Here is a 24,676-nt window from a genome sequence, read left to right as displayed (position 1 = left end):
CGAGGATCGCAACATCCGTCTCCCCGGAGGCGGGCGCCAGGAACAGTCCGTGGCGGTCGTCCTTCGGGACGGCCGAGGATCGCAACACTGTTGCCGCGACGTCGGTCCGCTGCTCGCCGTCTGCTACATCGGCGTCCGGCGGCGGCACCTGGGGAACCTCGTTCACGAGTGGGCGCCCATTCCATTTTGATGGCCCGTTGCCGGACGAACCGCCTCGCAGGCCGGCTGCTGCCCGCTCTGCTCGGGGGAAGACTTCCTCCGCTACGGCCGCAGCCATTCCGTCCACCACGCCAAGCTCGGCTCGGGTGTTGGCCAGTTTCATCCTGGCGGATGATGCGCGCACGACCCGCGCACGATGTGACGGGGCGGGGCAGTGGATGAAGGTGTGGTTCCCGCGACTGAGGAGGGAACCCGCAATGGATCGATTGGACCGGGTGGGTCGGCCGGCTGCGTACGGGGCGGCGCTGGTGATGACGCCCTATCTGTTGATCAAGGTCTCGTGGGTGGTCGGCGCGATCGCCGGACTCTTACCGATCGGCGACGGATTCGGCCTGGCCGGCTGGGTGGTGCTCAACACCGTGACCATCGGCATGGCAGGCACCGGGATCGTCATGGCCCTCGCTCTCGTGCGGCCCTGGGGAATGCGGATACCGGGGCCGCTGGTGGCGTTCGCGGCCTGGGTGGGTTCGGGATTCCTCGTGGCCATGGAGGCGGAACCAGACGCCGACGGGCGGGCAAGGTGACCAACGCCGCGTCCGCCTCGGCGTGGGACCCGCAGGGGAGGCGGTGCACAGCGGCCAGGCACAGGTCTGTGTGGCGGTGCAGGCATGCTCGCCGAAGGGCAGGCGCGGGGGGCGGGCGTCTGCGCGAAGGCGCCCGGCCGCAGCGGCCCCTTGGCGCGGCCGCATGGCGGTGCGGGCCTGCCGGACACGGGCGCGCCCGGGGCGCTGACGTGGGCCGGCCTGGCCGGTGGCGGACTGCTGACGGTGGGCGACGTACTGCTGGTGCGGGCCCGTAGTGGGACCGACTGACGGGGCAGTGCTTGTCCTCCCTCGCCAGATGAGAGGAGAAGCGCGGAGCCAGCTGGTTGCTCCTGGGGCCCTTCGGGCGCGAGGGGCGTTGTCACGCGTCCGGCCCGGTGCCGGAACGCGCGAGCGACCCCGCCACCAGCCGAAGCCGGGATGGCCGCATCGCCCCAGCCACCTACTCCCGTCCTGATGGGCGGTATGCATTCGATTGCCGTGACACCCCTTGCTGCCGCGCGCCGACGGCAGCAGCGGTTCGGATTCCCTGGCTAGAACGTGTGGTCGAAGACCGCTGTGACGGGGGCGTGATCGGACCAGCGCTCGGCGCTGGAGGCCGGGCGCTCCACGTAGGCGTCGGTGCAGCGGCTTGCGATACCCTGCGTTGTAAAAATCATGTCGATCCGCCAGCCGGAGTCGTTGTCGAAGGCGCGGCCCCGGTAGGACCACCAGGAGTACGGGCCCTCCTGGTCCGGGTGGTGCTGACGCAGGACGTCGACGTAGTCGTGGTCGTCGAGGACACGGGAGAGCCAGGCGCGTTCCTCGGGGAGGAAGCCGGCCTTCTTCGAGTTGCCCTTCCAGTTGCGCAGGTCGATCTCGCGGTGGGCGATGTTCCAGTCGCCGCAGACCAGCACCTCGCGGCCCTCGGCGGCGGCGCGCTCGCGCAGCGCTCCGAGGTGGACCAGGAACTCGGCCATGAAGCGTTCCTTCTCGTCCTGCCGCGGGGTGCCGACCTCGCCGGAGGGAAGGTAGAGGGAGGCGACGGTCACGCCGGGGAGGTCGAGTTCGGCGTAGCGGCCGGAGACGTCGAACTCGGCCGAGCCGAAGCCGATCCGGGTGGCGTCCGGCTCGCGGCGGGAGAGAACGGCAACGCCGGCACGGCCCTTCGCCGCGGCCGGCGCCCAGACCGCGTGCCAGCCGTCGAGCCGGGCCAGTACCTCGCCGAACTGCTCGGGCTCGGCCCGGACCTCCTGCAGGCACACCACCTCGGACTTGGTGTCGTCGATCCACTCCAGGAAGCCCTTCTTGGCGGCAGCCCGGATCCCGTTGACGTTGACCGTGGAAACACTCTTCACCCGGCGAGAGTACCGGGTTGCGGTCGCGCGCAGGTTCGCTTTGCCCCGAAGGAGCCCACCCATTGGTCTTGACCATGTCCACGGGCACCCCCTACTGTCGCTTACTGCAAAGACCTTTAATAAAGAAGCACGGATAAAGCCCGCCCTCCCCACCTGCCGAAACCGGGGGAGCAGCGGCGGGGCCGTCGCTCTTCAGGGTGGAGGACACGGTGGGGCAAGGAACGCTCACGGCGACTGCGGAGCCGAAGTACTGGCACCTGCGCTCGGTGCTGCTGCGCACCATGGACGCCGAGTTCTCCACCGGCCAGATCCTGCCCAACGAGCGTGAGCTCTCGGCCCGTTTCGGCGTGGCCCGCGCCACCCTGCGGCAGGCGCTCGACCAGCTGGAGCTGGAGGGCCGCCTGGTGCGCCGTCGCGGCATCGGTACGCTCGTCGCCGCCCCGCGCGTCGGCATCCCGGTCGGCGAACGCGAGTCCGCCCGGGCCGGGGCCGCGCGCGGCCAGGAGTGGAAGGTCGTCGACTGCACCACCGGCGCCGCCTCCGCCGCACTGGCCCGCACCCTCGGCATCGCCGAGGGCGAGCAGGTGCACACGGTGCGCCGGCTGCGGATCGCGCAGGGCGTGACGGTCGCCGTCGAGTCGCTGCACATGGCGGCCGCCGGGCAGCCGCGGCTGGCCGTGGTGGTGGACGAGGGCGACCGCGCCCGCGGCGTGCTGCGCCAGCTGGAGCGCCTCGGCGCCGACGGCGAGTCCCGCTCGGTGGAGCTGGGCGTGGCGGAGTCCGCCGAGGCCGCGCTGCTGGAGCGCCCCCCGGGCACCCCGGTGCTGGTGGTCACCACCCAGTACGCCGCGGCGGGCCGGCTGGCGGCCGTCGGCATCTCCACCTACCGCGCCGACACCTGCAAGCTGACCTTCGGCGAGTTCGGCACGGCCGTCCAGGTCGCGACGCCGGTCACTGCCAACGCGGCGGCCAACGCTGCGTCCTGACGGTCCGTCGGAAGATTTTCAGCTGCCCGTGCCACCCCTGGTCACCGATGCGGAACGGTGAACAGGGGTGGCACGGCTTTGAGCCGGACCGGTCGCGAACCGATGCCCGCGACCGGGGTGGGGGCCGGGTCGGGGACCGGTTCGGCGGTCGGTTCGGGGACCGGCTCGGCGGCCGGGAGTTGCGCCGTCTGCCGTGGGACGGCGTGCGTTACCGCACCGGCGGATCGACGGCGAACAGCTGCTCCTCGACGTGGTCGAGCGCGATCCGCAGGGCGCCCATCGCCACCACCTCGGAGCCGAGTGCGGCGAGGGCGACCTCGGGCGCGCGCAGCGTGTAGCGGGAGAGCTGTTCGCGCAGCGGTTCCAGGACGCCGTCCAGGCCGGCCGCCCAGCCGCCGACCACGACGAGTTCGGGGTCGAGGGCGAGGACGAGCGCGGTGACGTCGTGGACCAGGCGGCCGAGGAAGCGGTCCATGGCGACCTGGGCGACCTGGTCGCCCTCCCGGGCCAGGCGCAGGACGCGCGCCACCGCGGCCTCGTCCAGCGGGTCGAGGGGCTGGCCGGTGGTGGAGAGCAGCCGCTCGGGGGTGGCCTGCCGGCCGAGCAGGTGGAGGGCGCCGATCTCGCCGGCCGCGCCGCCGAAGCCGCGGTGCAGCCGGCCGCCGATCAGCGAGCCGGCGCCCGGGCTGAGGCCGGCCATCACGAACACCACGTCGCCCTTGCCGACGGCGGCGCCCTTCCAGTGTTCGGCGATGGCGGCGAGGTTGGCGTCGTTCTCGATCACCACGGGGCAGCGGAACGAGCGGCGCAGCCGGGCGCCGAGGTCGAGGCCGGTCCAGCCGGGCATCGCGGTGCCGAGCCGGACGACGCCTTCGCGGTCGACGATGCCGGGCGTGCCGACGGCGACCTCCCACAGGTTGTCGCGGGAGACCCCGGCCTTGCGCAGTACTTCGGCGACGGTGGTGCGGAGTTGGGTGAGCCGTTCCTCGGCCTCCATCGACTCGTCCACCGGCTTGGCGAAGCTGGTGAGTACCTCGCCGGCCAGGTCGGCGAGGACCACCCGCAGGTCGTGGACGCCGATTTCGATGCCGAGGACGTGCCCGGCCTCGGCGCGGAAGCGGAACCAGCGGGCCGGGCGGCCGCGTTGACGGCCCGACTCCTGGACGTGTTCGACCTCGGCGACGAGCCCGGACTCCAGCAGCCCCTCGATGACGCCCTCGACGGTGGGTCTGGACAGGCCGGTGTCGCCGACGAGTTGGGTGAGCGTGACGGCCTGTCCGTCGCGCAACGACCGCAGGGTGACCGCCGCGTTGATCCGCCGCAGCAGCGAGGAGTCCCCGCCGGTAAGACGATCCGCCAAGTCGCTGCCCTTCCGCTTCGCGCCACCGCCCTGGCGCGCGGTGCCGTGGACGCGGGTCGCGGCACACCGGCGTGTGGTACCGGGCGCGCCCGCGCGAGTTGCCGCCCGCGGCCGGGCACAACCCGTGTGCGGTGGTGCCGTGAAAACCGGGGCGTCTGCCCGGATCGTACTCGGGCGCCCTCAGCGGAGCGAGCGTTTCCGCAGCTCATCACGGCTTCGGTATCGAAACGGTACGTGGCCTGTGTTCGGTCGGTGCTCGTGCGGAGGCAATCGCGGCGATCGTGTGGGCGGCCTGCTGCTTGCGCGTGGGAAGCGATCACTGGCCCTAGGCTGTGCGCCATGGGGAACGACACCGCCACGCTGCGGGGTACCGCCGAGCGTCAGATCTCTTCCGCCGACACGGAGTTCGTGCGCGCCCACACCCGGCCCGGGCCGGTGCCGTTCGTGCCCGAGGTGCGGCTGCGCATGGCGCAGGACGCGATCGCGCTGTGGGAGGTCACCGAGCGGGAACGCGGTGAGATCGGGTTGCCGCCGCCGTTTTGGGCGTTCCCGTGGGCGGGTGGCGTCGCGGTGGCCCGGCACGTGCTGGATCGGCCCGAACTGGTGGCGGGACGCAGCGTGCTGGACCTGGCGGCGGGCTCCGGCCTGGTCGGGGTCGCGGCGGCGCTGAGCGGCGCGGCGCAGGTGCGGGCGGCGGAGATCGACGCGTACGCGGTGGCGGCGATCGCCGTGAACGCGGCCGCCAACGGTGTGTCGGTGACGGCGGAACTGGCGGACGTGCTGGACGGCGACGGCGACGGCTGCCAAGTGGTGCTGGCCGGCGACGTGTTCTACGAGCGGGCGATGGCGGCGCGCTTCCTGCCGTTCCTGGAGCGCGCCGCCGCCCGGGGCGCGACCGTGGTGGTCGGCGATCCGGGCCGGGCCTATCTGCCGCGCGAACGCTTCACGGCTCTCGCCGAGTACGCCGTCCCGGTCGCCGCGGACCTGGAGGACGCGGCCGTGAAGACCACCACGGTCTGGGCGCTGCGCGGCTGAGGACCCGTCAGCTCCGAGGCGGGGGCGGAGAGTGCGGACGGTGCAGGGGTGTCAGCCGGCGGACGGGGCGGGCGTCGCGGTCGGCGTCAGGTGGCAGGGCCGGCCGAGGGTGCCGGGCTGCCGCCGGCCGGGACCGGGGTGCGGGTGTTCCGCGGCTGCCCCGGGCCCCACAGCTCGAACGAGCTGATCCGGTACGGCCCTTGCTGGTACCAGCCATGGAAGTACACCATCAGCGTGCGGGTGTCCGGGCCGGTGGTGACCGTCCCGGTCAGTTCGTTCCAGTCGTTCCGGTTCGACCAGAGGGCGAGGTCCGTGGTGCCGGATCCGGTGACGCCCGCGAAGGCGAACGGCCCGGTGACCCGGGCGCTCAGCCGGTACGTGGAGTTCGGTTCGACCGTGACGCGCTGGGTGCAGCCCGCGAAGCTGCTGTCGGTCGGACGGCCCTCCAGCGTCCCGAAGGCGTCGGACGGCGGCAGCACCCGGCCGCTCTCGCAGCTCCAGGCGGGCATCCGGTTGCCCTGGTCGAAGTGCCCGTTGTCGACCACATCGACGGTCGGCGGCGCCGCCGACGCGGGGGAGTCGAGGCCGAGGCCCAGGCCCGCGCCGGCCAGGGCGAGGGCGGCGGCCGCGAGGCCGATCGGCAGGCCGTCGCGGCGGTAGCGATGGGCGGTTCTTTGCGCACGCATGCCATCTCCGAGGTGGGGAGGGTCGGGACGGGAAGCGGTGCGAGGGAGTGGCCCACACCTTGCTGGGGCGGGGCCGGTGCCGTCAAGAGCGGGTCCGCACATGGCTGGTGGCCGGGCCGTCGCCGCTGGTAGGAAGGGGTGCCATGAACGAGTACGAACTGCGGGCCGCGCTGCCCGCCGACATCGACGCGGTGCTGGCGTTCTGGGCCGAGGCCGCCGAGGGCACCAGCATCAGCGACGACCGGGCAGGCCTGGCAGGGCTGTTGGAACGCGACCCGCAGGCGCTGATCCTGGCGGTGCGGGACGGCGCGATCCTGGGCACGGTGATCGCGGGCTGGGACGGCTGGCGCTGCCACCTCTACCGGCTGGCCGTCCACCCGTCGGCCCGCCGCCGCGGCATCGGCGGCGCACTGCTGGCCGCCGCGCACGCCCGCTTCGAGGCACTGGGCGGGCGGCGGGCCGACGCGATGGTGCTGGAGCACAACGAACTCGGCCGGTCGGCCTGGCGGGCGGCCGGGTACGGGCGCGAGGAGCAGTGGCGCCGCTGGACCCGGCTGCTGAGCTGATTGAACGTCAACTTGTTGCTGTTCAGGCGGACTTGAGGGTTCCGCCGTCAACCACCAGGTCCGCTCCGTGGATGTTGGCGGCCCGGTCGGAGAGGGCGAAGACCACCAGGTCGGCGACCTCCTCCGGGGTGGAGAGCCGGCCCGACGCGGTGCCCGCCCGGGCGGGCAGGCCGTCCAGCAGGGCATCGAGGGGGACGCCCATGGCGTCCGCCATCCGGCCGCCGTAGCCGTCGGCGGCGGTCCACTGGTCGGTGGAGGTCGGGCCGGGCGAGACAGTGTTGACGCGCACCCCGCGCGATGCGAGTTCCTCGCTGAGGCGCTTGCCGAACTGGGTGAGCGCCGCCTTGGCCTCGGCATAGCCGACCGGGGAGCCGGTGGGGATACGGGAGTTGATCGAGGAGACGTTGACGATCGCGCCGCGCCGCTCCAGCAGGCTGGGCAACGCCGCCCGGGTGGTGCGCACCGCCGACATCACGTTCAGATAGAACAGCGACTGCCACTGCTCGTCCGCCGCGTCCAGCACGCCACCGAGGGCGAAGACGGAGGGGTCGCCCGCGCCCACGTTGTTGACCAGCAGGTCGATGCCGCCGAGCGTCGCCAGCGCCTGCCCGACCGCGTCCTCGGTGCCCTGGCGGGTGCTCAGATCGGCGGTCGCCACGGTGGCGACGGCGGCCAACTCCGGTGTGGCGGTGCGGGTCGCGCCCACCACCTTCACTCCCTCGGCGGCCAGCGCGCGGGCGATGGCGAGGCCGATGCCGCGTCCCGCGCCGGTGACCAGGGCGGTGCGGCCGTTGAGTCCGAGATCCATGGCTCCTCATTTCCGGTCCGCCCGTTGCGGGCGGCCGACATTCTTGAATCGGAGGTCAAATATCAGGGTGTGCGAGACCGCGCGGCGGCAAGGCTGTGCGGTCAGGGGGTCGTGCACTTGGGGGTCGTGCGCTTGGGGGTTCCTCAGGGACCGAAGACGGTGGTGACGGTGGTGTCGACGATCGCCAGGACCGTCTCGCGGTCGTAGGCCCGGGCCATCACCCGCAGCCCGGCGAGCGCGGTCATCAGGAACCTGGCCTGCGTCCGCGCGTCCATCGAGCCCGGGATGTCGCCGTCCAGCTTGCCCCGCTCGATGCGCGCGGCCAGCAGGTCGGCGCTGTGCTCGGTCAGTCGGCGTACTGCGAGCGCGGCGTCCGCGTCCCGCCCGCCGAGCTCCAGTGCGGTGTTGACGGCGAGGCAGCCGCGTCGCACCGGGCCGTCGAAGTCCCTGTCCACCAGCATTGCCAGGTAGGTCCGGATGCACTCCTTCGCGGTGCCCGGCCCCGCCAGGAACTCCTCGGTCAGCTCGGTGCCGGTGCGGTCGTACGCGTCCAGCGCCCGGCCGAAGAGCTCCCGCTTGGAGCCGAAGGCGTGGTACAGGCTGCCCTTGCCGATGCCCGCCGCCTCGGCCAGCTCGGCCGGCGAGGACCCGGCGTAGCCGTTCGTCCAGAACACCTGCATCGCCTGCGCGATCGCAGTGCCCTCGTCGAATTGCTTCGGTCGTCCCATGACCTGACGGTACGACATATTTGACCTTGCGGTCAACAACGGCGTCGTCCCGAGGGCGCCAAGGTCGGCGGTGCCGGTGCCGGGCTCCGTGGACCGCAACGCGATCCGGTCCAGCGCCCGGACGGGATCCGAAACGGCGCACCCCACCGGATGCCGCAGGCGAGGCGAACGCGGCCGTCGCGGCCGTGAGTTGCCGCGGCGAGGCCGTTCGGGACGGCCGGTACTTCCTCCGACGGGCTCGTGGAACCCCAAGGATTCGAGGATCCGCCCGGGTCGGCAGCGGTCTGGCCTCGAACCGGTCAGGCGGCGGGCGGCTCACCGTGAATCGCCCTCAACTTCCCGAAGGGGGAACCACCATGGAGCGAGGAATCACCGCCATGCCGCGCCGCACGGGCCTGGTTGTCGCAGTCGCCGCGACCGCGCTGCTGCGCAGCAGGTGAGCCCGGCGGAGGGGGAGCTCCGTTGGGGTGGGGGCGTCAGGGGAGTCGTGTCACTGGCCGAGGAGGTGGGCGAAGTCGTAGCCCAGGCCGCCGAGTTGGGGGAGGGCGCCCAGGTCGGTGATTGCGCCGACCGGGATGCTGTAGGTCTGGTCCGGGGTGGTGGCGGCGGTGGCCGGGGCGGCCGCGAGGAGGAGGGCGGCGAGGGTGGTGAGTGCGGTGCGCATGACGGACTCCTCGGGGGCGGGGGCTGACGGTTGTTCAACGGGCGGGCGGGGGCGGTGGTGACGCGGGGACGCCCGTTCGGGTGCAGGTGAGGGTGCGGGCCCCGGTGGTGATGCGGGTGGCCAACTCCTGGGCGAGGCGGGCCGCGATCGTGTCCGCCGCCTCCACCAGCACCCGGCCCGCGTCCGTCAAGGTCACGCCCCGGGTGGACCGTTCGACCACCGGCGCGCCCAGGCTGCGCGCGTCCGCCGGTGCGGGGTCCGCGGTCCGTTCCGTGCGAACCGTCCGTTCGGGCGGGTGGTTCGCGGGGAACGACCGAGGGCATGACGATTTCTCACCGCTCGACCGGCACCGGCGACCACCACGTCCTGGTGCTCCACGACTGGTTCGGCACCAGCGCCGGCTGGGGCCCGTTCCTCGACTACCTCGACGGGGACGCGTTCAGCTACGCCTTCCTCGACTACCGCGGCTACGGGCAACGCAAGGACGTCCCCGGCAGGTACACGCTCGCCGAGATCGCGGCCGACGCGCTCGCCCTGGCCGACCAGCTCGGCTGGGACCGGTTCTCCCTGGTCGGCCACTCGATGGGCGGGAAGGCGGCCCAGCAGGTGCTTGCCGAGGCGCCGCTGCGGGTGCGCAAACTGGTCGGTCTGGCCCCGGTGCCGGCCGGGGCGTACCCGCTGGACGAGGCGGGTGAGGCGCTGTTCTACGGTGCCGCCGAGGACCGGGAGAAGCGCTTGGCGATCCTCGATCTGGTCACCGGACAGCGGGCCGGCCGGGTCTGGCTCGACCGCATGGTCGAGCAGTCGCTCCGGCTGTCCGCCCCCGAGGCCTTCGGCGGTTACGTCCGCGACTGGGCGACGGCCGACCTGGAGGGCCGGATCAGCGGCAACCCGGTGCCGGTCAAGGTGATCGTCGGCGAGCACGACCTCGCCCTCACCGCCGACGTGATGCGCGGGACCTTCCTCACCCACTACCCCAACGCCGAGCTCGAGGAGCTGGCCGGCAGCGGCCACTACCCGATGTACGAGACCCCGGTGGCCCTCGCGGCGTCCCTGGAGGGTTTCCTCCGCGACTGAAGCGACTGAAGCGACTGAAGCGACTGACGCAGCTGGCACGGCTGGCACGGCTGGCGCAGCTGACGCAACTGCCGCCCTGCCGCCCGCTGTTCGGCGCGGCGGGCCCGCACGGGAGGCCGGCCCCGCCCGGCCTCCCGTGCACCGCGCCGGTGGGCCCCGCCCGGCGCCGGCCGCGCGCCAGGGTGTCGCACGGCTACTCGGCCGCGCGGTAGGTGGAAATGGTGCCGCCGTTGCTGAACTCCAGCGTCTCGACGTGGGCGAACGGGCGCGGCCGGAACTCGCCGGCGAACGCGGGGAGGCCGGTGCCGGCCACCACGGGGTAGCGCTTCCAGATCAGTTCGTCGATCTCCGGCAGCAGTTCGCCCGCCAGCCGGGCGCCGCCGCACAGCCAGATATCGCCGTCGCCGCCCTGCTGCTTCAACTCCCGTACCAGGCCCAGCGGGTCGGCGCGGACCAGGTTGACCGTCGGATCGGTCGGCTCGGGCAGGGTGGAGGACACCACGTACTGCTTCAGGTGCCCGTACGGGCTGGTGACGCCGATGTCGAGCGCGGGCCGGTAGGTGTTCAGGCCCATCACCACGGTGTCGAAGCGCTTGTTGGGCACCCCGTCGAGGCCGAGGTGCGGCCGGGCGTGGCTCGGCATCGTCTCGGGGAACTCGGCCCGGAGGTACTCCACCATGTCGGCGGGCTGGGGGTAGAAGTCGTACTCGCCTGCCGGGCCGGCAATGAAGCCGTCGATGGAGACGGCGACGTAGTACACGAGCTTTCGCATTCAGTGCCTTTCGAAGGGGTTTACCACTTGGTCTGTAGTACTCTGTTTGGAGTGGTAGGAACGTAGCACTACGAGTGGAGTGGTTACAAGCAATGGCCCGAAGCAATCCCGAACGACGCGCGGCCCTGCTCGACGCCGCCATCGAAGTCCTCGCCGAGGAAGGCGCCCGCGGGCTGACGTTCCGGGCGGTGGACCAGCGCGCCGCCGTCCCCGCCGGCACCGCCTCCAACTACTTCAGCAACCGCGACGCCCTGCTCGCCCAGTGCGCCGAGCGCGTGTACGAGCGCCTCGGCGCCGACCCGGAGGCCCTCGCCCAGGGCCTGGCCGGGCCGCGCGACAGCGCGAGGGTCGCCGAGCTGATGCACCAACTCGTCGACCGGGTCGCCGACTTCCCGACCGGCTTCCTCGCCCTGCTGGAACTCCGCCTGGCCGCGCTGCGCCGCCCCGAACTGAGGGAGACCGTCACCCGCCGGATCGGCGCGGACCTCCAGTTCAACATCGACTACCACCTCGCCGCCGGCCTGCCGGGCGACGCCACCGCGGTGCAACTGCTGTACCTGGCCCTGAACTGGCTGATCCTGGAGCGCCTCGCCCTGCCCGACCTGTTCACCCCCGAGCAACGCACCAAGCTGGTGGACGAGTTGGTGACCCGCCTGATCGGCGGACCGGGAGGGGCGGGGGAGTAGCGCGAGGACCGGCCGCCCGCCGCGGTGTCCGGGCTTCGGCGGCCGGGAGTCCACCAGGGTGCCCGTCGGCGCGTCGAGCAGCACCGGGTGCCCGCCCGCCTCCGGCGAGTACGACCCGGCGAACGCGGGCACCTCCGCCCAGGCAGATCGCGGCCGGTCGGATGTCCGCCACCTTGCCGCTGTTCGTCATGGACGTCACCGACGACGCCTACCTGGGCCTGTGCGTCGGCGGGATCGGCTCGTGGTTGCCCGGCCCGCCGGTCGCCCGCCCGCGTTCGGGCGCGGAGCGGTTCGGGCGTCTCAGCCGGGGTGGTGCGCCGTCGCGAACGCCTCGGCGTCCCAGTGACCGCCCAGCGACGGGGCGAGCGAGGATGCGGCCAACTCGCGGAAGGCGGACGGCGATTGGGCGGCCGCCGCGCCGGCCGGCAGGGCGCCCAGCAGGGGGGCGCCGGCGGCGGACGGGAGGTCGGCCAGGTTGCAGCGGGCCGCGAGGTCGGGGTCGGCGGGCCAGCTGCCGACCACCACCCCGCGCAGCGCCAGGCCGCGGTGGCGCAGTGCCTCCGCGGTCAGCGCCGTCGCGTTGAGGGTGCCCAGGCCGGCTGCCGCGACCAGCAGGAACTCGACCTGGACGCCCGCGAGTTCGCAGGCGGCGGCGAGGTCCGCGATGGTCCGGCCCTGCGCGTCGTAGCGGACCAGCAGCCCGCCCGCGCCCTCCACCAGCACGGCGCCGAAGCGTCCGGCCAGGTCGGCCACGGTCTTCGCCACCTCGTCCGGTGCGAGGGCCGGAAGACCGGACCGGCGGGCCGCCGTGTCGGGCGCCAACGGCTCGGGGTAGCGGGCCAGTTCGACGCCGTGCACCAGCGGCCCGGCCAGCCGGGCCACCTCTTCCACGTCGCCCGGCTCGCCCGGCGCCAGCCCCGTCTGGCCGGGCTTGAGCACCGCCACCGGATCGGTGCGGAGCGCGGCGAGGGCCGCGGTGGTGACGGTCTTGCCGACCTCGGTGTTGGTGCCGGTGACGAACAGAACGGACGACATGGTGCTTCCTCAGGAGGGTGGTTCAGCCGCTGTGCGGGGTTCAGCCGCTGTGCGCGGCGTGGGACGCGGCAGCGGCGGCGGCGACGGCGCGGCCGATCGCGGCCACGTCGGCGTCCCCGGTGACGAACGGCGGCATGGTGTAGATCAGGTCGCGGAACGGCCGCAGCCACACGCCCTGTTCGGCGGCCGCCGCGGTGGCCGCCGCCATGTCGACCGGCGCGTCCAGCTGCACCACGCCGATCGCGCCCAGCACCCGGATGTCCCGCACCCCGGGCTGCCCCGCGCACGCTGCGAGGGCGGTGCGGAGCGCGGTCTCGATGCGCTTGACCCCGGTGCGCCAGTCCTGGCTCAGCAGGAGGTCGATCGAGGCGTTGGCGGCGGCGGTGGCCAGCGGGTTGCCCATGAACGTCGGACCGTGCGCCAGCACCGGGACCTCGCCGCGCGAGATGCCCTCCGCGACCCTGCTGGTGCACAGGGTGGCGGCCAGCGTCAGGTAGCCGCCGGTCAGCGCCTTCCCGAGGCACATCACGTCCGGGGAGACGCCCGCGTGGTCGGCGGCGAACAGTTCGCCGGTGCGGCCGAAGCCGGTGGCGATCTCGTCGAAGACCAGCAGGACGTCGTGCGCGTCGCACAACTCCCGCAGAGCGGTCAGGTAATCGGGGGAGTGGAAGCGCATTCCGCCCGCGCCCTGCACCACCGGTTCGACGATCACGGCGGCCAGCTCGCCGGCGTGCCGTTCGATCAGGCCGGCCAGGTGCGCCAGGTACTCCGGGTCGGCCGGGGCGTCGTACCCGGCGGGCGGTTCGGCGGCGAACAGCTGACGGGGCAGCACCCCGCCCCACAGGTGGTGCATCCCGCCCTCGGGGTCGCACACCGACATGGGGTGGAAGGTGTCGCCGTGGTAGCCGCCGCGCCAGGTCAGCACCCGCCGCTTCTCCGGCCGTCCCAGCGACTGCCAGTACTGGAGGCACATCTTCAGCGCCACCTCGACCGCCACCGAACCGGAGTCGGCGAGGAACACGTGCTGCAGCGGCTCGGGCGTCAACTCCACCAGCTTGACGGCGAGTTCGACTGCGGGGCGATGGGTCAGGCCGCCGAACATGACGTGGCTCATCCGCTCCAGCTGATCGTGGACGGCCGCGTCCAGCACCGGGTGCCGGTAGCCGTGGATTGCCGCCCACCAGGACGACATCCCGTCGATCAGCTCCTCGTGCCCGCCCACCGGCTCGGCCAGCCGCAGGCGCACGCCCGCGGCCGACTCCACCACGAACGGCCGGACCGTCCCCGGCATCGGACCGTACGGGTGCCAGACGTGCGCCCGGTCCAGGTCGAGCAACTGCGCGTTGTCGCTCACGCGTTCGGCGCCAGTTCGGTGCCCGCGCCACGACGGCGCACCCGCACCAGGTCGGTGCGCGCCTCGTCCTCGGTGACGGCCTGGTCCTCGGTGGCGTCCTCCGTCGGGTGGCCGCCGCAGGGGCCACAGGCGCCGCCCGTCCCGCAGCCGCCGCCCGTCCCGCAGGCGTTCGCGGCGTCGTCGCCGTCGTGGTTGCCGCAGATGGACGCGCCGCCGCCGCAGCCACCGGCCGCCGCAGCGCGGTGGCGGGGCAGGGTGGTCTGCTCGGCGCCCTCCACCTCGAAACCGGCGTCCTTGATCATGTCGAGGTCGGCCTGTCCGGCCTGGCCCTCGCTGGTCAGGTAGTCGCCCAGGAAGATCGAGTTGGCGATGTGCAGGCCCAGCGGCTGCATCGACCGCAGGTGCACCTCTCGGCCGCCCGCGATCCGCACCTCGATGTCCGGGCAGACGAACCGGACCATCGCCAGGATCCGCAGGCAGCGCTGCGGCGTCAGGTTCCACTCCTCCGCGAGCGGGGTGCCCTCGAACGGGATCAGGAAGTTCACCGGCACCGAGTCCGGGTCCAGCTCGCGCAGCGCGAAGACCACGTCCACCAGGTCCTCGTCACTCTCGCCCATGCCCGCGATCAGCCCCGAACAGGCCGACAGCCCGGCCCCGTGCGCCTTCTCCACGGTGTCCACCCGGTCCGCGTAGGTGTGGGTGGTGGTGATCTCGCCGTAGGTGCTCTCGGAGGTGTTCAGGTTGTGGTTGTACGCGTCCGCGCCGGCCGCCTTCAGACGCTCCGCCTGATTGTCAGACAGCAGACCCAGGCAGGCGCACACCTCGACCTGCTCGTCCGCGTCCTTGATGGCAGCGATGGTGTCCGCCACCCGGTCGATGTCCCGGTCCGTCGGCCCACGGCCGCTGGCCACCAGGCACACCCGCTTCGCGCCGCCCGCGACACCCGCGGCCGCCGCCTCGGCGGCCTGCTCCGGCTTCAGCCAGGTGTACTTGAGGATTTCCGCCTTCGACCCGAGGCGCTGCGAACAGTACGAGCAGTCCTCCGGGCACAGCCCGCTCTTCAGGTTCACCAGGTAGTTGAGCTTCACCCGCCGCCCGAACCACTGCCGGCGCACCCGCCCCGCCGCTGCGACCACGTCCAGCAGCTCGTCATCCGTGGTGGCCAGTACGGCCAGCGCCTCCTCGCGGGTGGGCAGTTCCCGGCGAAGGCCCTTGTCGGTCAGCGTGTCGAGGAGATCCATGGCCCGATCCTGCCCGGGCCGCCCCGCCGTTCGCCAGAGGGAACACACCAGAAGATCGCCCGGAGCGTGTGCGAGTAGTCACAACAGGCCTTGACCTGCCGCTTTACGCACCATCTGACGGTATTCCGAACCCTGGCGGGCGGGCCTGCGAGACATTGCTCACACACGCGCCGTCGCGGCGGGCTGCGCGGCGGCGTGCAGCCGTGCTTCCTGAGCGGACGTGATCTGCTGGATCACCAGGATCGCGAGCGCCGCCGCAGCAAGGCCGGCCACCACGTCGAAGGCCGAGTAGCCGTTGGAGTTCGCGTTGAGTCGGTTGACCCACAGGGCGCCGAGCGTCTTGGCGAGCCACGCGGCCCACCAGGCATTGATCAACCAGGTCTTGCCGGTGGGCGCGGTAGCGCGCCAGATGTCCAGCGCGATCCGGCGCGGAATCCACCACATCGCCAGGGGGACGAACCAGCCGCCGACGGCCCATCCGGCCGAGTACTTCTGAGTCCCCGGACCGAAGCGGTCGACGTTGAGCCGGCAGCGCCGGAACCAGAGAAGGAACACGACGCAGGTGCCGAGGAACAGTCCGATCAGGAGCGGCGCGAGCGCCAGGAAGAGCGCCGAGCGGGTGCCGCCGGCCACGGCGACCGTCACCTGCAGGGCGGTCTGAAGGCCGATCAGCACCTGCGCGGCCAGCGCCAACCGCCGGAAGCCGGTGGCCGATCCGCTGTCGGGCAGGACCTGCGGGCCCGGCGCGTGGTGAACGTTCTCGGAATGCACAGTGATCCCCCGCCGAAGTGGTGTCTGCGGTGTGGATCACGCGCAGAGATGGCGTGAAGGATAGGGGTCGCGTGCGAATTGTCAAAGTCGGTTTCACGCAGCCCGGTCGAGGCCCCTACGGCTTGCGGGCCAGGGCGCAGGAGATCATCTGCTCCCACACCGTCAGTTCGCGGCGGCTCGCAGCGGTGGTGCCGAGCGGTGCGGATTCCGGGCGCCACAGGGGGCAGTTGACGAGGCCCGGATCGAGGAGGTCGAGGTCGCCGAACAGGGCGGTGATCTCCTCGTCGGTGCGCCAGCGGCCGCGGCCGAAGACGCTCTGCAGTTTCTGTTCGGCGATCCGGGTCTGTTCGTTGTCGCCGGAGCGGAAGTGGGAGATGTAGATCCGGCTGCCCGAGGGCACCCGGTCCGCCCACCAGCGCACCACCTCGCCGGGGCGTTCGGCGTCGTTGAGATGGTGCAGGACGGCGCTGAAGACGATGCCCACCGGCTGGTCGAAGTCGATCAGGCGGGCCACCTCGGGATGGCGGTGGATGCTCTCCGGTTCTCGTACGTCCGCCCCGATCACCGTGGTGCGGTCGTCGGCGGCCAACAGGGCGCGGCCGTGAGCCAGTACGGTCGGGTCGTTGTCGACGTAGACGACGCGCGCGTCAAGGCGGTGCCGCTCGGCGACCTGGTGCACGTTGTCGGCGGTGGGCAGGCCGCTGCCCATGTCGAGGAACTGGCGAATGCCGTCGTCGGCCATCGCCGCGACGGCGCGAATCAGGGCCCGGCGGTTTTCGATCGGGACCGCGGCCGAACCGGGCAGTTCCCGGAGGAAGAAATCGCCGATCTCGCGGTCGGCGGGGTAATTGTCCGTGCCGCCGAGCAGATAGTCGTAGACGCGAGCGATGCTCGGCGTGGACGGGTCGATCCCCGTGGTGTCGTCCGGCATCGAAATCACCCCTGTCGCTGGGACTGTCGGCGCCCAAATCGTAGGAGAGGGCGCCCGGCTCGGAGCGGTGAATCGCCGTGTCCGCCCACCCGGACGCGAGTGGGGGACAGCAGCGGCTTCCTCGGGTCGGGGAAGAGTTCGTGGGGGAAAGGTGGCAGACGGATCGAGCCTGCCCGGGTACGGTCGGAGACATTGGGACGGGAGGGCAAGGCATGACGGCAATGGCGGAGTCCGGCACGCTGCGGGTGCCGCGGAGCATCAATGGCATCGGGCATGCGCTCACCTATGACGAACGGGCCAGGTTCTACGGGGAGTTGGGCCCGGTCGAGGATTCGCTGGACCGGGAGGCCGTGATCACCTCGTGGTGGCTGCGGGCGATGTCCGCGGCGTACGGCAGCGACCGCTCCGGGTTCCGGGCGGCCGTCGGCCCCGTGCTCGCCGCCGCCCGGTCGCGACAGATCGGGGCCGTCGCGTGAAGGGTTGGCGGTTCTGGCTGCAGGACCAGCCCGCCCAGACGATGCTCGAAATCTCCAAGGCGGACGACCTGTTGTTCGCCCTGGTCACCGCCGCGCTGGTGACCCTCGACGGCCGGGCCGGCACCCCCGTCGACGAGTGGGGCGACCTGCGCAGCGCGGTGCTCGCCCCGTCGGTCACCGCCGAACTGTTCGTCAACCCGGAGGAACGCACCATCGACGTCCTGCGCCTGGTGTGGGTGCCGGGGCTCGGTGAGTGAGCCCGTGGGCGAGTCGGTGGGTGCCGAGGTGGCGGGTGCCGGCCGGCGGGCCGGCGGGTCGCCCGAACCGGGGGAGCGGGGCCGGCCGCTGGGCTGGGAGATGATGCCGTTCGCCAAGCCGGATGCGGTGCGAGTGATTTTCTGACAACCACCCAGTGCCGGGCTGGGGCATACAAGTTGGACATAACGGCATTTCTGCCGATAAGTCGAGTGCCTGCCGCCGCGGTCCATGGCATGGGTGCTTTCGGTACGCCCAACCCGAAGGTGGGATTGTGGGATGACCTGCTTAGAATCTGCGCCATGACCATCCAGGGGGACGCGCCCGCAGGCGCCGATGAGGACCTGCCGGTGACCGGGCATCGGGCCATCGGCGAGCGGAGACGCCTGGCCGTCCTGTGGAGTGTCGTCGCGGTGCTGGCCGCCGGTGGCGTGTGGGTGGTGTCCACGCCGCACCCCGGTGACATCCTGCCCGGACTCGGCCCGACCAGCACTCTGCCCGCCGCTGCCGCTGCCGCGCCCGGACAGGTGGCCAAGCCGCTGACGGAGCCTCAGGCATTCGGGGCGGAGCGGTACTTCCCCGCCCAGCGCGCGTACGAGTACGACGCGTTCAAGGCCCGGCGGACCGCCGCCCGGGACGGGGCCGACTGCCAGGGCGTCCAGATCGACAAGAGCCACAACCTGCTGGAGAAGCTCGACTGCCAGGGCTGGCTCGGCGTCGCGCTCACCCGCAACGACCAGCCCGTGATCAGCAGCATCACCGTGCTGCGCTTCAACGACCGGGACGCCGCCGCCCGGGCCGTGCAGACGGTGCGCGAGCACGCGGCGGAGTTCGAATTCACCTTCCCGGACGGGCTGGTGGCCCCCGCCGCGGGCATCCGGCCGATGGCCGCGACCCAGGTGGAACTGGTCGGCCACCACATCACCATCGCCGTCTCGCGCTACGCCGACCAGCGGGCCGGCGACAACCCGGACGAGATACTGACCGCCAGCGCCCGGGTCGCCGCCGCCATTGCTGGTCAGCCGTTCATGTGGATGTAGTACCACCGCTTCGGTTGCGTGCGGCGCTCACCCGGAGGAACCCCGCCGCACCGCACGCCAGCACCGCCGCCAGCGCGAACACCGCCACCGCGCCCGACGGCAGTGCCAGGCCGCCCAGCACGGTGCCCCCGCCGATGCCCAGATAGATCGCCGACGCGTTCAACGACACCAACAGCGCGGCCTGTTCGGGGGCCGCCGCCAGCAACCGGTGCTGCTGGGCCGGGGTCTGGCACCAACTGCTCGCGCCCCACAGGAACGCCAGCACACCGGTGGGGATGCCGGTGCGCGGATGGCCCGCCGCGAGGCCGGTCAGCGCCGTGAACGACACCGCCATCGCCGCATAGCCCGCCGTCAGCACCCGCACCGGACCGGCCCGGTCCGTCCAGCGCCCCGCCAGCAGGTTGCCCGCCACCGCGCCCACCCCGTACAGCACCAGCACGACCGGCACCGCGACCCGCCCCGAGACGCCGACCGCCGCCAGCATCGGCACGCTGTACGAGTACGGCACGTAACACGCCGCCATCCCGAGCACCGTCAGCGGCAGCACCGAGAGCACCCCCGGGCGGCGCAGCGCGGCCAGCCTCCGACGCAGCGAAACGGGCTCGGCGCCCGGGAGTCGAGGGAGCGCCAGCCCGACCGCGAGGGCGCCCAGCGCGGACAGGGCCGCGACCGCGCCCAGCGCCGCCCGCCACCCCAGGCCGACGGCGGCCACCCGTCCGAGCGGCACGCCGAGCGCGGTGGCCGCCGTCAGCCCGCCGATCACCACCGCGAGCGCCCGCCCCCGCGACTCGGCCCGCACCAGCGCCGCGGCCGTCGCCCCGGCGGTCGGGGTGAACGCGGCCGCCCCCAGAGCCGCGAGGACGCGGCCGGCGAGCAGCGCGGCGTACGTGGGCGCCAATGCGGACGCCGCGTTCGCGGCGGCGAGCAGCACCAACGCCCCCACCAGCAGGGTGCGACGGGGCAGGCGGGCGGTGACGACGGCGAGGAGCGGCGAGGCCACCGCGTACACGGCGGCGAACAGGCTGACGGACTGCCCGGCGGCGGCGGTGGACACCTGCAACGCGTCGGCCATGGCGGGCAGGAAGCCGGCGGTGACGAAAGCGTCGGTGCCGACGGCGAACGTGCCGAGAGCGAGCACAGCGGCCGGCCGGAGACCGGCTCCACGAGGGGCGAGGGCGGAGGCGGGTGGGGACTTGACGGTGCTGGGCATGGTGGGGCTCCTGGCGATATTCGGGATGCTTGATATCCGGAATTGGGCGACGGTGGAAGGGTGGGTGCGAGAATTACGAGGGCGCGAGAGCGGGTGTGCGCGAAATCAGGGGCGCGTGGAACTGCGCGACAAGCGCAAGCCACGTCCGTGAGGTCGCGATCAAGTGCAGGTCATTGTCCTGCGTCGCGATCTTGCGGATGTGGTGCGTTCCCCTTCGCGCAGTTCCCCGCGCCCCTGGTTGTGCTCTCCCTGGTTGCGCTCGCGCTCGCGCCCCCCTTACGCGGCTGAGGCGAGGCGGGCGTAGTTGTGGCGGATGCGGGTGATGGAGGTGGCCGGGGCGTTCTGGGCGAGGTCGGTGATGGTGCGGGCGGCGAGTTCGCGGCGCCAGGCGAGTTCGGCGCGGCGCATGGCGGCGGCGATGCCGCAGGGGCGGGTGAACTCGCGGGGGCCGGCGCCCTCCGCGGAGGCGCCGTGTTGGCGGATCTCGGCGCAGGTGAAGAGCGGGTCGGCGCCCTCGACGGCCGTCACCACGTCCATCATGGTGATCCGGCCCGGGTCGCGGGCCAGTCGGACGCCGCCGCGCGGGCCCGGGGTGGACGTCAACAGGCCTGCGCGGGTGAGTCGTTGGAGCACCTTGTTGAGGTACGTCGGCGACAGTTCGAACATCGCCGCCAGCCGGGCCGAGGGCACCGGGTCGGTCTCGTCCAGCCATACCAGGGCGAGGCAGCAGTGCAGGCCCCACTCGACACCTTCGCTCGTCCGCATATTCGGGATACTAGCTGTCCGGAATCCCCCGCCGCCAGTATCCGGCCGTGCAACGGGGGCCCGTCAGGAGGGCAGCTGGTCGATCGCGGCCAGGATCTGCCCGAACTGCGCTGCCACCCGGTCGAATTCGCCGGGCTGTTCGGCGGCCAGCACCCGGTAGAGGTCGAGTGCTTCGAGCGCGGCGTCCTGTGCCTCCGTGCGGTGGCCGAGGTTGTGTCGGACCAGGGCGAGGATGCGCAGGGCGGCGGCCAGTGGCGACAGGTGGAGTTCCGGGTCGGCGCGGTGGAGTGCGCGGCAGATGTCGGCGGCTTCGAGGATGGGGGCGAGTGCGTCCTGCGCCCGGCCGGCCAGGCCGGACTGGGTGCCCTGGACGATCAACGCGTGGGCCAGCAAAGGCAGATGGGTGTCGGGGTCGGTCTTGGCGAGGGTGCGCCGGAGGGCTGCCGCCTCCTCGGCCAGGGCGAGGCTCTCGGCCCACTGGCCCGGTTCGTCGAGGCAGTCGGCGAGGTTGGTCAACGCGTGGGCCAGCAAGGGGAGATGACGCTCCGGCATGGCCTCGGCGAGCTCGCGGCCGAGGCCGAGGGCATCGCGGGCGGGATGGACGGCCGAGGCGAAGTCCCCGGCGAGCCGCAGTTCCTCGCTGAGCCGGATCAGGACATGGGCGAACCGCGACAGGTGGGCGCCCGGGTCGGCCTCGGCCAGGGTGAACCAGAGCGTGACGGACTCGGCGCAGACCGGCACCGCCTCGGCGTGCCGCCCCAGGGAGCCGAGCAGGTGGGCCAGGCTGTCCAGGGCCGTGGCCAGTTGGGGGCGATGGACCGGTGCGTCGAGCGCACGGAGCAGGCTGACCGCCTCGGCCCGGCTGTCCAGCGCCTCCTGCGTCCGACCCAGCAACTGAAGGTGGCCGGACAGGTGGTCCAGGGCGACGGCGAGCCGGGCCGAGTGGACGGCCGGGCGCAGGGCGTTGAGCGCACGGCACAGCTCGACCGCCTCCTGGGCGACCGCCAAGCCCTCCTCGGCCCGGTGCTGCACACCGAGGTGCCGGGCCAGACCGGACAGGGCGGCGGCGAGATCGGGCCGGGTGGCGTCCGACGGGGTGGCGTTCAGCGTCCGTGCGATGGCCACGGCCTCCCGGGCCAGGGCCAGCGCCTCGGCGGGCCGGCCGAGATCGTGCAGGTGGTCGGAGAGGGTGGTGAGGACGGTGCGCAGCCGCGGCAGGTGCGCATCGGGATTGTGGTCGGCGAGTCGGCGCAGCAGCGCGGTCGCCTCCTCCGCCGGGGCCAGCCCCTGGTCCGGCCGGCCGAGCAGCCGCCAGGCCTGGGACTCGTTGGCGAGCGCACCGGCCAGCTCGGACAGGTGGGCGTCCGGATCGGACTCGGCGAGCTCCCGGCTCGCGGCCACCGCCCGGCGGGCCGCCAGTGTGCTCTCCCGCAGCCGGCCCAGATCACCCAGCCGGATGGCCAGGTTGGCCGTCGCGGCCGCCCGCCGTCGCAGCTGCGTCGACGGGTCGGCCCCGGCGAGCCGATCGATCACGGCGAGGGCCTCCTGGACGGCGGCCAGCCCGTCCTCGTGCCGTCCCAGCCTGCCGAGAACGGTGGTCAGGTTGATCAGAGCGTCGGCCAGCTCGGGCAGACCCGCCTCGCCGCGCGCCCGGTGCAGCTCGACGGCCTCCCCGGCGAAGGCCAGACCCTCGTCCGGCCGGCCGAGGGCGGTGAGCCGGTCAGCGAGGTTGTCCAGCATGACGGCCAGATCGACGGTGTGGAGCTCGGGATCGGCGGCGGCGCACGCCCGGCACAGCTCGACCGCCTCCTGAATCGCGGCCAGGCTCTCCTCGGCGCGGCCGAGCTGGTCCAAGCGGTGGGAGAGGTCCTGGAGCGTGCCGGCCAGCGCCAGGCGGAACCGGTCCGGGTCGGCGGCCGCGGGCTCCCGCAGGCGGTCCGTCAGTACCTGGGCCACCCGGGCCGCCTCGTGCACCAGGGCCTGACTGGCGGGCGGGAACAGCAGGTGGAGTTCGAACAGCTGGTCCAGCGGCGTCCCCGGGTCCGAGACGATCGCGTCCAGCGCCGCCACCAGCGGCCCCGGGCGCGGGCTGCGGGTGGCCAGGAAGACGAAGTACGGGGCCAGCGTGGCACGTTGACGGACACACAGCGCGGTCAGCGTGGCGTCGAGGCGGCCACCGATGGCAGGGTGCGCGGCGGCGCGGGTGTAGACCGTGAGGAGCTGCGCGATGCGGCGCGGGTCGAGGGCGGGCAGCAGGTGCTCGGGAAGCGCGGGATCGGACTCGACGACCCGGGCGATGTGGCGTTCGGCGAGCCGGTCGGGCGGGAGCGGGCCGAACGGCTGGGGCTTGGGGGCGAGGTAGAGCGCGCCCAGCCAGTCCGTCACCGTGTCGCGGCGGTCGCGTGGCTGGTCGGCCAGCGCCGGGAGTTGACACCACAGCCGGTCCGCCTGTTCCCGGTCGGCCGCGCCGGCCAGGTTCGCGGCGGCGACCACGGCGTCCAGCGCCCGCGCCGACAGCGCGGGGGAGAGGCCGAGCGCGGCGGCGGTGCGCTGCCAGTAGCGGCGTTCGTGGCCCAGCAGCCGGTCCTCCACCACGGCGGCACCGGGCCGTCCGGCGGAATCGGCGGCCCCGGTGGTGTCGAGCAGGTCGGCGAGCGCCGCCATCTGCAAGGTCAGCGCATTGTCGTACCCGGCCCGGCCGAGTTCGGCGGGCACCGGCAGCGCAGCCGCGACACCCGCCCAGTCGGGCCCCGACTGGCCGTCCACGAACGGCAGCGCGGCGGCCAGCGCCTCCACCGCGGCCCGGTACGCGGCCGGGCGGCCCGAGGGCTCGTCCTGGAGCGGCTCCAGCCGCCGGGTCGGGGCGAACTCCAGGTGGTCCTGCGCCACGTCGTCGGCGGTGACGGCCTGCTGCCACCAGTCGCCGTCGGTGCGGGCCAGCAACAGGAGCTTGAACGCCGTCGGACCGCGGTGCGCGGCAGCGGCCCCGACCAGCGCCGCCAACTGCTCGGTGCGGTGCTCGGCGTAGTCCAGAACGATCAGCAGCGGACGCGTCGCCCGCCGGCAGTCCGCCAACTCCTCGGCCCCGGCGTCCGGACGCGGCCACAGCACCGCCCACTGGCGCTCCGACAGCCGGGCCGCCAGCTCGTGCGCCAGCCGGGTCTTGCCCTGCCCGCCCGGACCGTGCAGCAGCCAGGCGCCGAACCCGCCGCGCCCGCACCACTCGACCAGCTCACCCAGCAGCTCCCCCCGCCCGTGGAACGGCACCACCTGCCGGGCCGCCCGCAGCAGCGCCGCCGGCGAGCGGACCGGCCCCGCCGCCCGCTCCGGAGCGAGGGCCGGATCGGCCAGGTGCTGCAACTCGACCGGCTCCAGCGCCGCCGCCGGCACCCCGTGCGCCGCCAACACCGCCCGGAACGCCGGATCGTGGTGCAGCACGTACCCGGGCACCAGGTTCAGCTGCGCCCCGCCCGAGTGCGCCCGCTCGGAGGCCACCACCCCCACCAGCAGGTCACCGCAGTGCACCGCCGCGCCGGACAGCCCGCCCCACGGCGAACCGCCGGACCACTGCGGCGGCTGCTGACGCAGGTCCAGCACGTGCCGGTTGTCGACGTAGCCGGTACCCGGATTCAACTCCCCGACCAACTGCACCGCTTCGGCCGGACGCCCCGCCCGCTGGCCGACGTCCGGCAGGCCCCAGGTCTCACCGGCCGTCCCCGGACGGTCCGTCACCAGCCGCCCCCAGCGCACCGGCCCCGGCGGCTCCGCCCACAGCGACTTTTTGAGCAGCAGCAGCGCCGCGTCGTCCCGCCCGCCCGGCGTCCCGCACCACAGCACCTCGGCGCCGACCGGACCCGGCCCCGCCGGACGGAACACCTCCACCGGCCCGCCACCACCCACCACATGAGCGGACGTCAGCACCAGCCGCCCACCGATCGCGTACCCCGAACCCGGCCCGCCCGGCCCACCGACCCCCACCAGCCGCGACCGCTCCACGACGCCCCGCCCCCCTGCCGACCCTGCGAACCCCACCATCCTAGGAAGTCATCCCCGGTGGAGCACGGGCGGTAGCACCTGAGCAGCAGGAACCTTGCCGGCCTGACCCCGCCCGTCTTTGTCATAGGCTTCGTGG

General features: G+C 73.1%; 27 protein-coding genes and 1 CRISPR repeat array (1 of these 28 cut by a window edge). Of the genes, 11 read left to right on the top strand and 16 right to left on the bottom strand.

Annotated features, from left to right (window positions below; translation table 11 throughout):
* A CRISPR array of direct repeats spans positions 1 to 86; the repeat unit is 37 nt; unit sequence GTGGCGGTCGTCCTTCGGGACGGCCGAGGATCGCAAC; it reaches 1,048 nt to the left of the window's first position.
* Positions 87 to 416: 330 nt separating this feature from the next.
* Both ACFV18_RS03800 and ACFV18_RS03795 read left to right on the top strand, forming a co-directional pair.
* Positions 417 to 743, top strand: coding sequence for a hypothetical protein (locus tag ACFV18_RS03800; protein ID WP_380478861.1), 327 nt, complete (start codon positions 417 to 419; stop codon positions 741 to 743).
* Between the two features lie 84 nt (positions 744 to 827).
* On the top strand, positions 828 to 1,031 hold the full coding sequence (locus ACFV18_RS03795; protein ID WP_380478859.1) for a hypothetical protein: 204 nt from the start codon (positions 828 to 830) through the stop codon (positions 1,029 to 1,031).
* A 263-nt stretch (positions 1,032 to 1,294) separates the two neighbouring features.
* On the opposite strand, the gene ACFV18_RS03790 is transcribed toward ACFV18_RS03795, so the two are convergent.
* Positions 1,295 to 2,098 (bottom strand): exodeoxyribonuclease III, encoded by an 804-nt coding sequence (locus tag ACFV18_RS03790; RefSeq protein WP_380478857.1) that lies wholly within the window; start codon positions 2,096 to 2,098, stop codon positions 1,295 to 1,297.
* A 209-nt stretch (positions 2,099 to 2,307) separates the two neighbouring features.
* On the opposite strand from ACFV18_RS03790, the gene ACFV18_RS03785 reads away from it, so the two are divergent.
* Positions 2,308 to 3,084 (top strand): GntR family transcriptional regulator, encoded by a 777-nt coding sequence (locus ACFV18_RS03785; RefSeq protein WP_380478855.1) that lies wholly within the window; start codon positions 2,308 to 2,310, stop codon positions 3,082 to 3,084.
* A gap of 208 nt (positions 3,085 to 3,292) precedes the next feature.
* On the opposite strand, the gene ACFV18_RS03780 is transcribed toward ACFV18_RS03785, so the two are convergent.
* A complete protein-coding gene (locus ACFV18_RS03780; protein ID WP_380478853.1) occupies positions 3,293 to 4,444 on the bottom strand; it encodes an ROK family protein in 1,152 nt (383 codons plus the stop codon).
* Between the two features lie 339 nt (positions 4,445 to 4,783).
* Between ACFV18_RS03780 and ACFV18_RS03775 the strand changes: the two genes are divergently transcribed.
* Complete coding sequence (locus tag ACFV18_RS03775) at positions 4,784 to 5,479, top strand: class I SAM-dependent methyltransferase (protein WP_380478851.1); 696 nt, start codon at positions 4,784 to 4,786, stop codon at positions 5,477 to 5,479.
* 86 nt (positions 5,480 to 5,565) lie between these two features.
* On the opposite strand, the gene ACFV18_RS03770 is transcribed toward ACFV18_RS03775, so the two are convergent.
* Positions 5,566 to 6,165 (bottom strand): hypothetical protein, encoded by a 600-nt coding sequence (locus tag ACFV18_RS03770; protein WP_380478849.1) that lies wholly within the window; start codon positions 6,163 to 6,165, stop codon positions 5,566 to 5,568.
* Positions 6,166 to 6,308: 143 nt separating this feature from the next.
* Here ACFV18_RS03770 and ACFV18_RS03765 point away from each other — a divergent pair, with 143 nt between their 5' ends.
* Positions 6,309 to 6,731 carry a GNAT family N-acetyltransferase gene (locus ACFV18_RS03765; protein WP_380478847.1) on the top strand — a complete coding sequence of 141 codons (423 nt, stop codon included), beginning with the start codon at positions 6,309 to 6,311 and terminating at the stop codon, positions 6,729 to 6,731.
* Positions 6,732 to 6,753: 22 nt separating this feature from the next.
* Here the strand turns inward: ACFV18_RS03765 and ACFV18_RS03760 are convergent, their stop codons facing one another.
* The 4 genes from ACFV18_RS03760 to ACFV18_RS03745 all read right to left on the bottom strand — a co-directional run bounded on the left by ACFV18_RS03760 (position 6,754) and on the right by ACFV18_RS03745 (position 9,127).
* The gene (locus tag ACFV18_RS03760; protein ID WP_380478845.1) at positions 6,754 to 7,539 is read right to left on the bottom strand and encodes an SDR family oxidoreductase; all 786 of its coding nucleotides are present in this window, start codon (positions 7,537 to 7,539) and stop codon (positions 6,754 to 6,756) included.
* Between the two features lie 143 nt (positions 7,540 to 7,682).
* Positions 7,683 to 8,267 (bottom strand): TetR/AcrR family transcriptional regulator, encoded by a 585-nt coding sequence (locus ACFV18_RS03755; protein WP_380478843.1) that lies wholly within the window; start codon positions 8,265 to 8,267, stop codon positions 7,683 to 7,685.
* A 490-nt stretch (positions 8,268 to 8,757) separates the two neighbouring features.
* Positions 8,758 to 8,931: a hypothetical protein gene (locus ACFV18_RS03750; RefSeq protein WP_380478841.1), complete on the bottom strand. Its 174-nt coding sequence runs from the start codon at positions 8,929 to 8,931 to the stop codon at positions 8,758 to 8,760.
* Positions 8,932 to 8,965: 34 nt separating this feature from the next.
* A complete protein-coding gene (locus ACFV18_RS03745) occupies positions 8,966 to 9,127 on the bottom strand; it encodes a hypothetical protein (protein ID WP_380478839.1) in 162 nt (53 codons plus the stop codon).
* Positions 9,128 to 9,252: 125 nt separating this feature from the next.
* Between ACFV18_RS03745 and ACFV18_RS03740 the strand changes: the two genes are divergently transcribed.
* Positions 9,253 to 10,008, top strand: coding sequence for an alpha/beta fold hydrolase (locus ACFV18_RS03740; protein WP_380478837.1), 756 nt, complete (start codon positions 9,253 to 9,255; stop codon positions 10,006 to 10,008).
* A 193-nt stretch (positions 10,009 to 10,201) separates the two neighbouring features.
* Here ACFV18_RS03740 and ACFV18_RS03735 read toward each other — a convergent pair whose 3' ends face one another.
* Positions 10,202 to 10,780 (bottom strand): dihydrofolate reductase family protein, encoded by a 579-nt coding sequence (locus tag ACFV18_RS03735; RefSeq protein WP_380478836.1) that lies wholly within the window; start codon positions 10,778 to 10,780, stop codon positions 10,202 to 10,204.
* Between the two features lie 92 nt (positions 10,781 to 10,872).
* Here ACFV18_RS03735 and ACFV18_RS03730 point away from each other — a divergent pair, with 92 nt between their 5' ends.
* Positions 10,873 to 11,466 carry a TetR/AcrR family transcriptional regulator gene (locus tag ACFV18_RS03730; protein WP_380478834.1) on the top strand — a complete coding sequence of 198 codons (594 nt, stop codon included), beginning with the start codon at positions 10,873 to 10,875 and terminating at the stop codon, positions 11,464 to 11,466.
* A 300-nt stretch (positions 11,467 to 11,766) separates the two neighbouring features.
* On the opposite strand, the gene bioD is transcribed toward ACFV18_RS03730, so the two are convergent.
* The 5 genes from bioD to ACFV18_RS03705 all read right to left on the bottom strand — a co-directional run bounded on the left by bioD (position 11,767) and on the right by ACFV18_RS03705 (position 16,798).
* On the bottom strand, positions 11,767 to 12,501 hold the full coding sequence (bioD, locus tag ACFV18_RS03725) for a dethiobiotin synthase (protein WP_380478832.1): 735 nt from the start codon (positions 12,499 to 12,501) through the stop codon (positions 11,767 to 11,769).
* A gap of 40 nt (positions 12,502 to 12,541) precedes the next feature.
* Positions 12,542 to 13,837: an adenosylmethionine--8-amino-7-oxononanoate transaminase gene (locus ACFV18_RS03720; protein WP_380479252.1), complete on the bottom strand. Its 1,296-nt coding sequence runs from the start codon at positions 13,835 to 13,837 to the stop codon at positions 12,542 to 12,544.
* Positions 13,838 to 13,851: 14 nt separating this feature from the next.
* On the bottom strand, positions 13,852 to 15,096 hold the full coding sequence (gene bioB, locus ACFV18_RS03715; RefSeq protein ID WP_380478830.1) for a biotin synthase BioB: 1,245 nt from the start codon (positions 15,094 to 15,096) through the stop codon (positions 13,852 to 13,854).
* A gap of 159 nt (positions 15,097 to 15,255) precedes the next feature.
* Positions 15,256 to 15,867 (bottom strand): DUF4328 domain-containing protein, encoded by a 612-nt coding sequence (locus ACFV18_RS03710; protein ID WP_380478828.1) that lies wholly within the window; start codon positions 15,865 to 15,867, stop codon positions 15,256 to 15,258.
* Between the two features lie 115 nt (positions 15,868 to 15,982).
* Positions 15,983 to 16,798: an SAM-dependent methyltransferase gene (locus ACFV18_RS03705; RefSeq protein ID WP_380478827.1), complete on the bottom strand. Its 816-nt coding sequence runs from the start codon at positions 16,796 to 16,798 to the stop codon at positions 15,983 to 15,985.
* 212 nt (positions 16,799 to 17,010) lie between these two features.
* Here ACFV18_RS03705 and ACFV18_RS03700 point away from each other — a divergent pair, with 212 nt between their 5' ends.
* The 4 genes from ACFV18_RS03700 (at position 17,011) to ACFV18_RS03685 (ending at position 18,569) form a co-directional block, all read left to right on the top strand.
* Positions 17,011 to 17,274 (top strand): hypothetical protein, encoded by a 264-nt coding sequence (locus tag ACFV18_RS03700; protein ID WP_380478825.1) that lies wholly within the window; start codon positions 17,011 to 17,013, stop codon positions 17,272 to 17,274.
* Complete coding sequence (locus ACFV18_RS03695) at positions 17,271 to 17,531, top strand: hypothetical protein (protein WP_380478824.1); 261 nt, start codon at positions 17,271 to 17,273, stop codon at positions 17,529 to 17,531. Before ACFV18_RS03700 ends, ACFV18_RS03695 begins: the two co-directional genes overlap by 4 nt.
* On the top strand, positions 17,524 to 17,676 hold the full coding sequence (locus ACFV18_RS03690) for a hypothetical protein (protein ID WP_380478822.1): 153 nt from the start codon (positions 17,524 to 17,526) through the stop codon (positions 17,674 to 17,676). Before ACFV18_RS03695 ends, ACFV18_RS03690 begins: the two co-directional genes overlap by 8 nt.
* A 155-nt stretch (positions 17,677 to 17,831) precedes the next feature.
* Positions 17,832 to 18,569: a hypothetical protein gene (locus tag ACFV18_RS03685; protein WP_380478820.1), complete on the top strand. Its 738-nt coding sequence runs from the start codon at positions 17,832 to 17,834 to the stop codon at positions 18,567 to 18,569.
* On the opposite strand, the gene ACFV18_RS03680 is transcribed toward ACFV18_RS03685, so the two are convergent.
* The 3 genes from ACFV18_RS03680 to ACFV18_RS03670 form a co-directional block, all read right to left on the bottom strand.
* The gene (locus ACFV18_RS03680) at positions 18,556 to 19,779 is read right to left on the bottom strand and encodes an MFS transporter (RefSeq protein WP_380478818.1); all 1,224 of its coding nucleotides are present in this window, start codon (positions 19,777 to 19,779) and stop codon (positions 18,556 to 18,558) included. The two genes, ACFV18_RS03685 and ACFV18_RS03680, sit on opposite strands and share 14 nt — an antisense overlap.
* Before the next feature lie 276 nt (positions 19,780 to 20,055).
* Positions 20,056 to 20,544 (bottom strand): RrF2 family transcriptional regulator, encoded by a 489-nt coding sequence (locus ACFV18_RS03675; protein ID WP_380478816.1) that lies wholly within the window; start codon positions 20,542 to 20,544, stop codon positions 20,056 to 20,058.
* Between the two features lie 63 nt (positions 20,545 to 20,607).
* Positions 20,608 to 24,540 (bottom strand): tetratricopeptide repeat protein, encoded by a 3,933-nt coding sequence (locus ACFV18_RS03670; RefSeq protein ID WP_380478814.1) that lies wholly within the window; start codon positions 24,538 to 24,540, stop codon positions 20,608 to 20,610.
* Positions 24,541 to 24,676 lie beyond the last annotated feature (136 nt).

Source organism: Kitasatospora sp. NPDC059673, from assembly GCF_042734215.1.
Classification (GTDB): Bacteria; Actinomycetota; Actinomycetes; order Streptomycetales; family Streptomycetaceae; genus Kitasatospora.
This window is presented reverse-complemented; position numbering and strand designations above follow the sequence as displayed.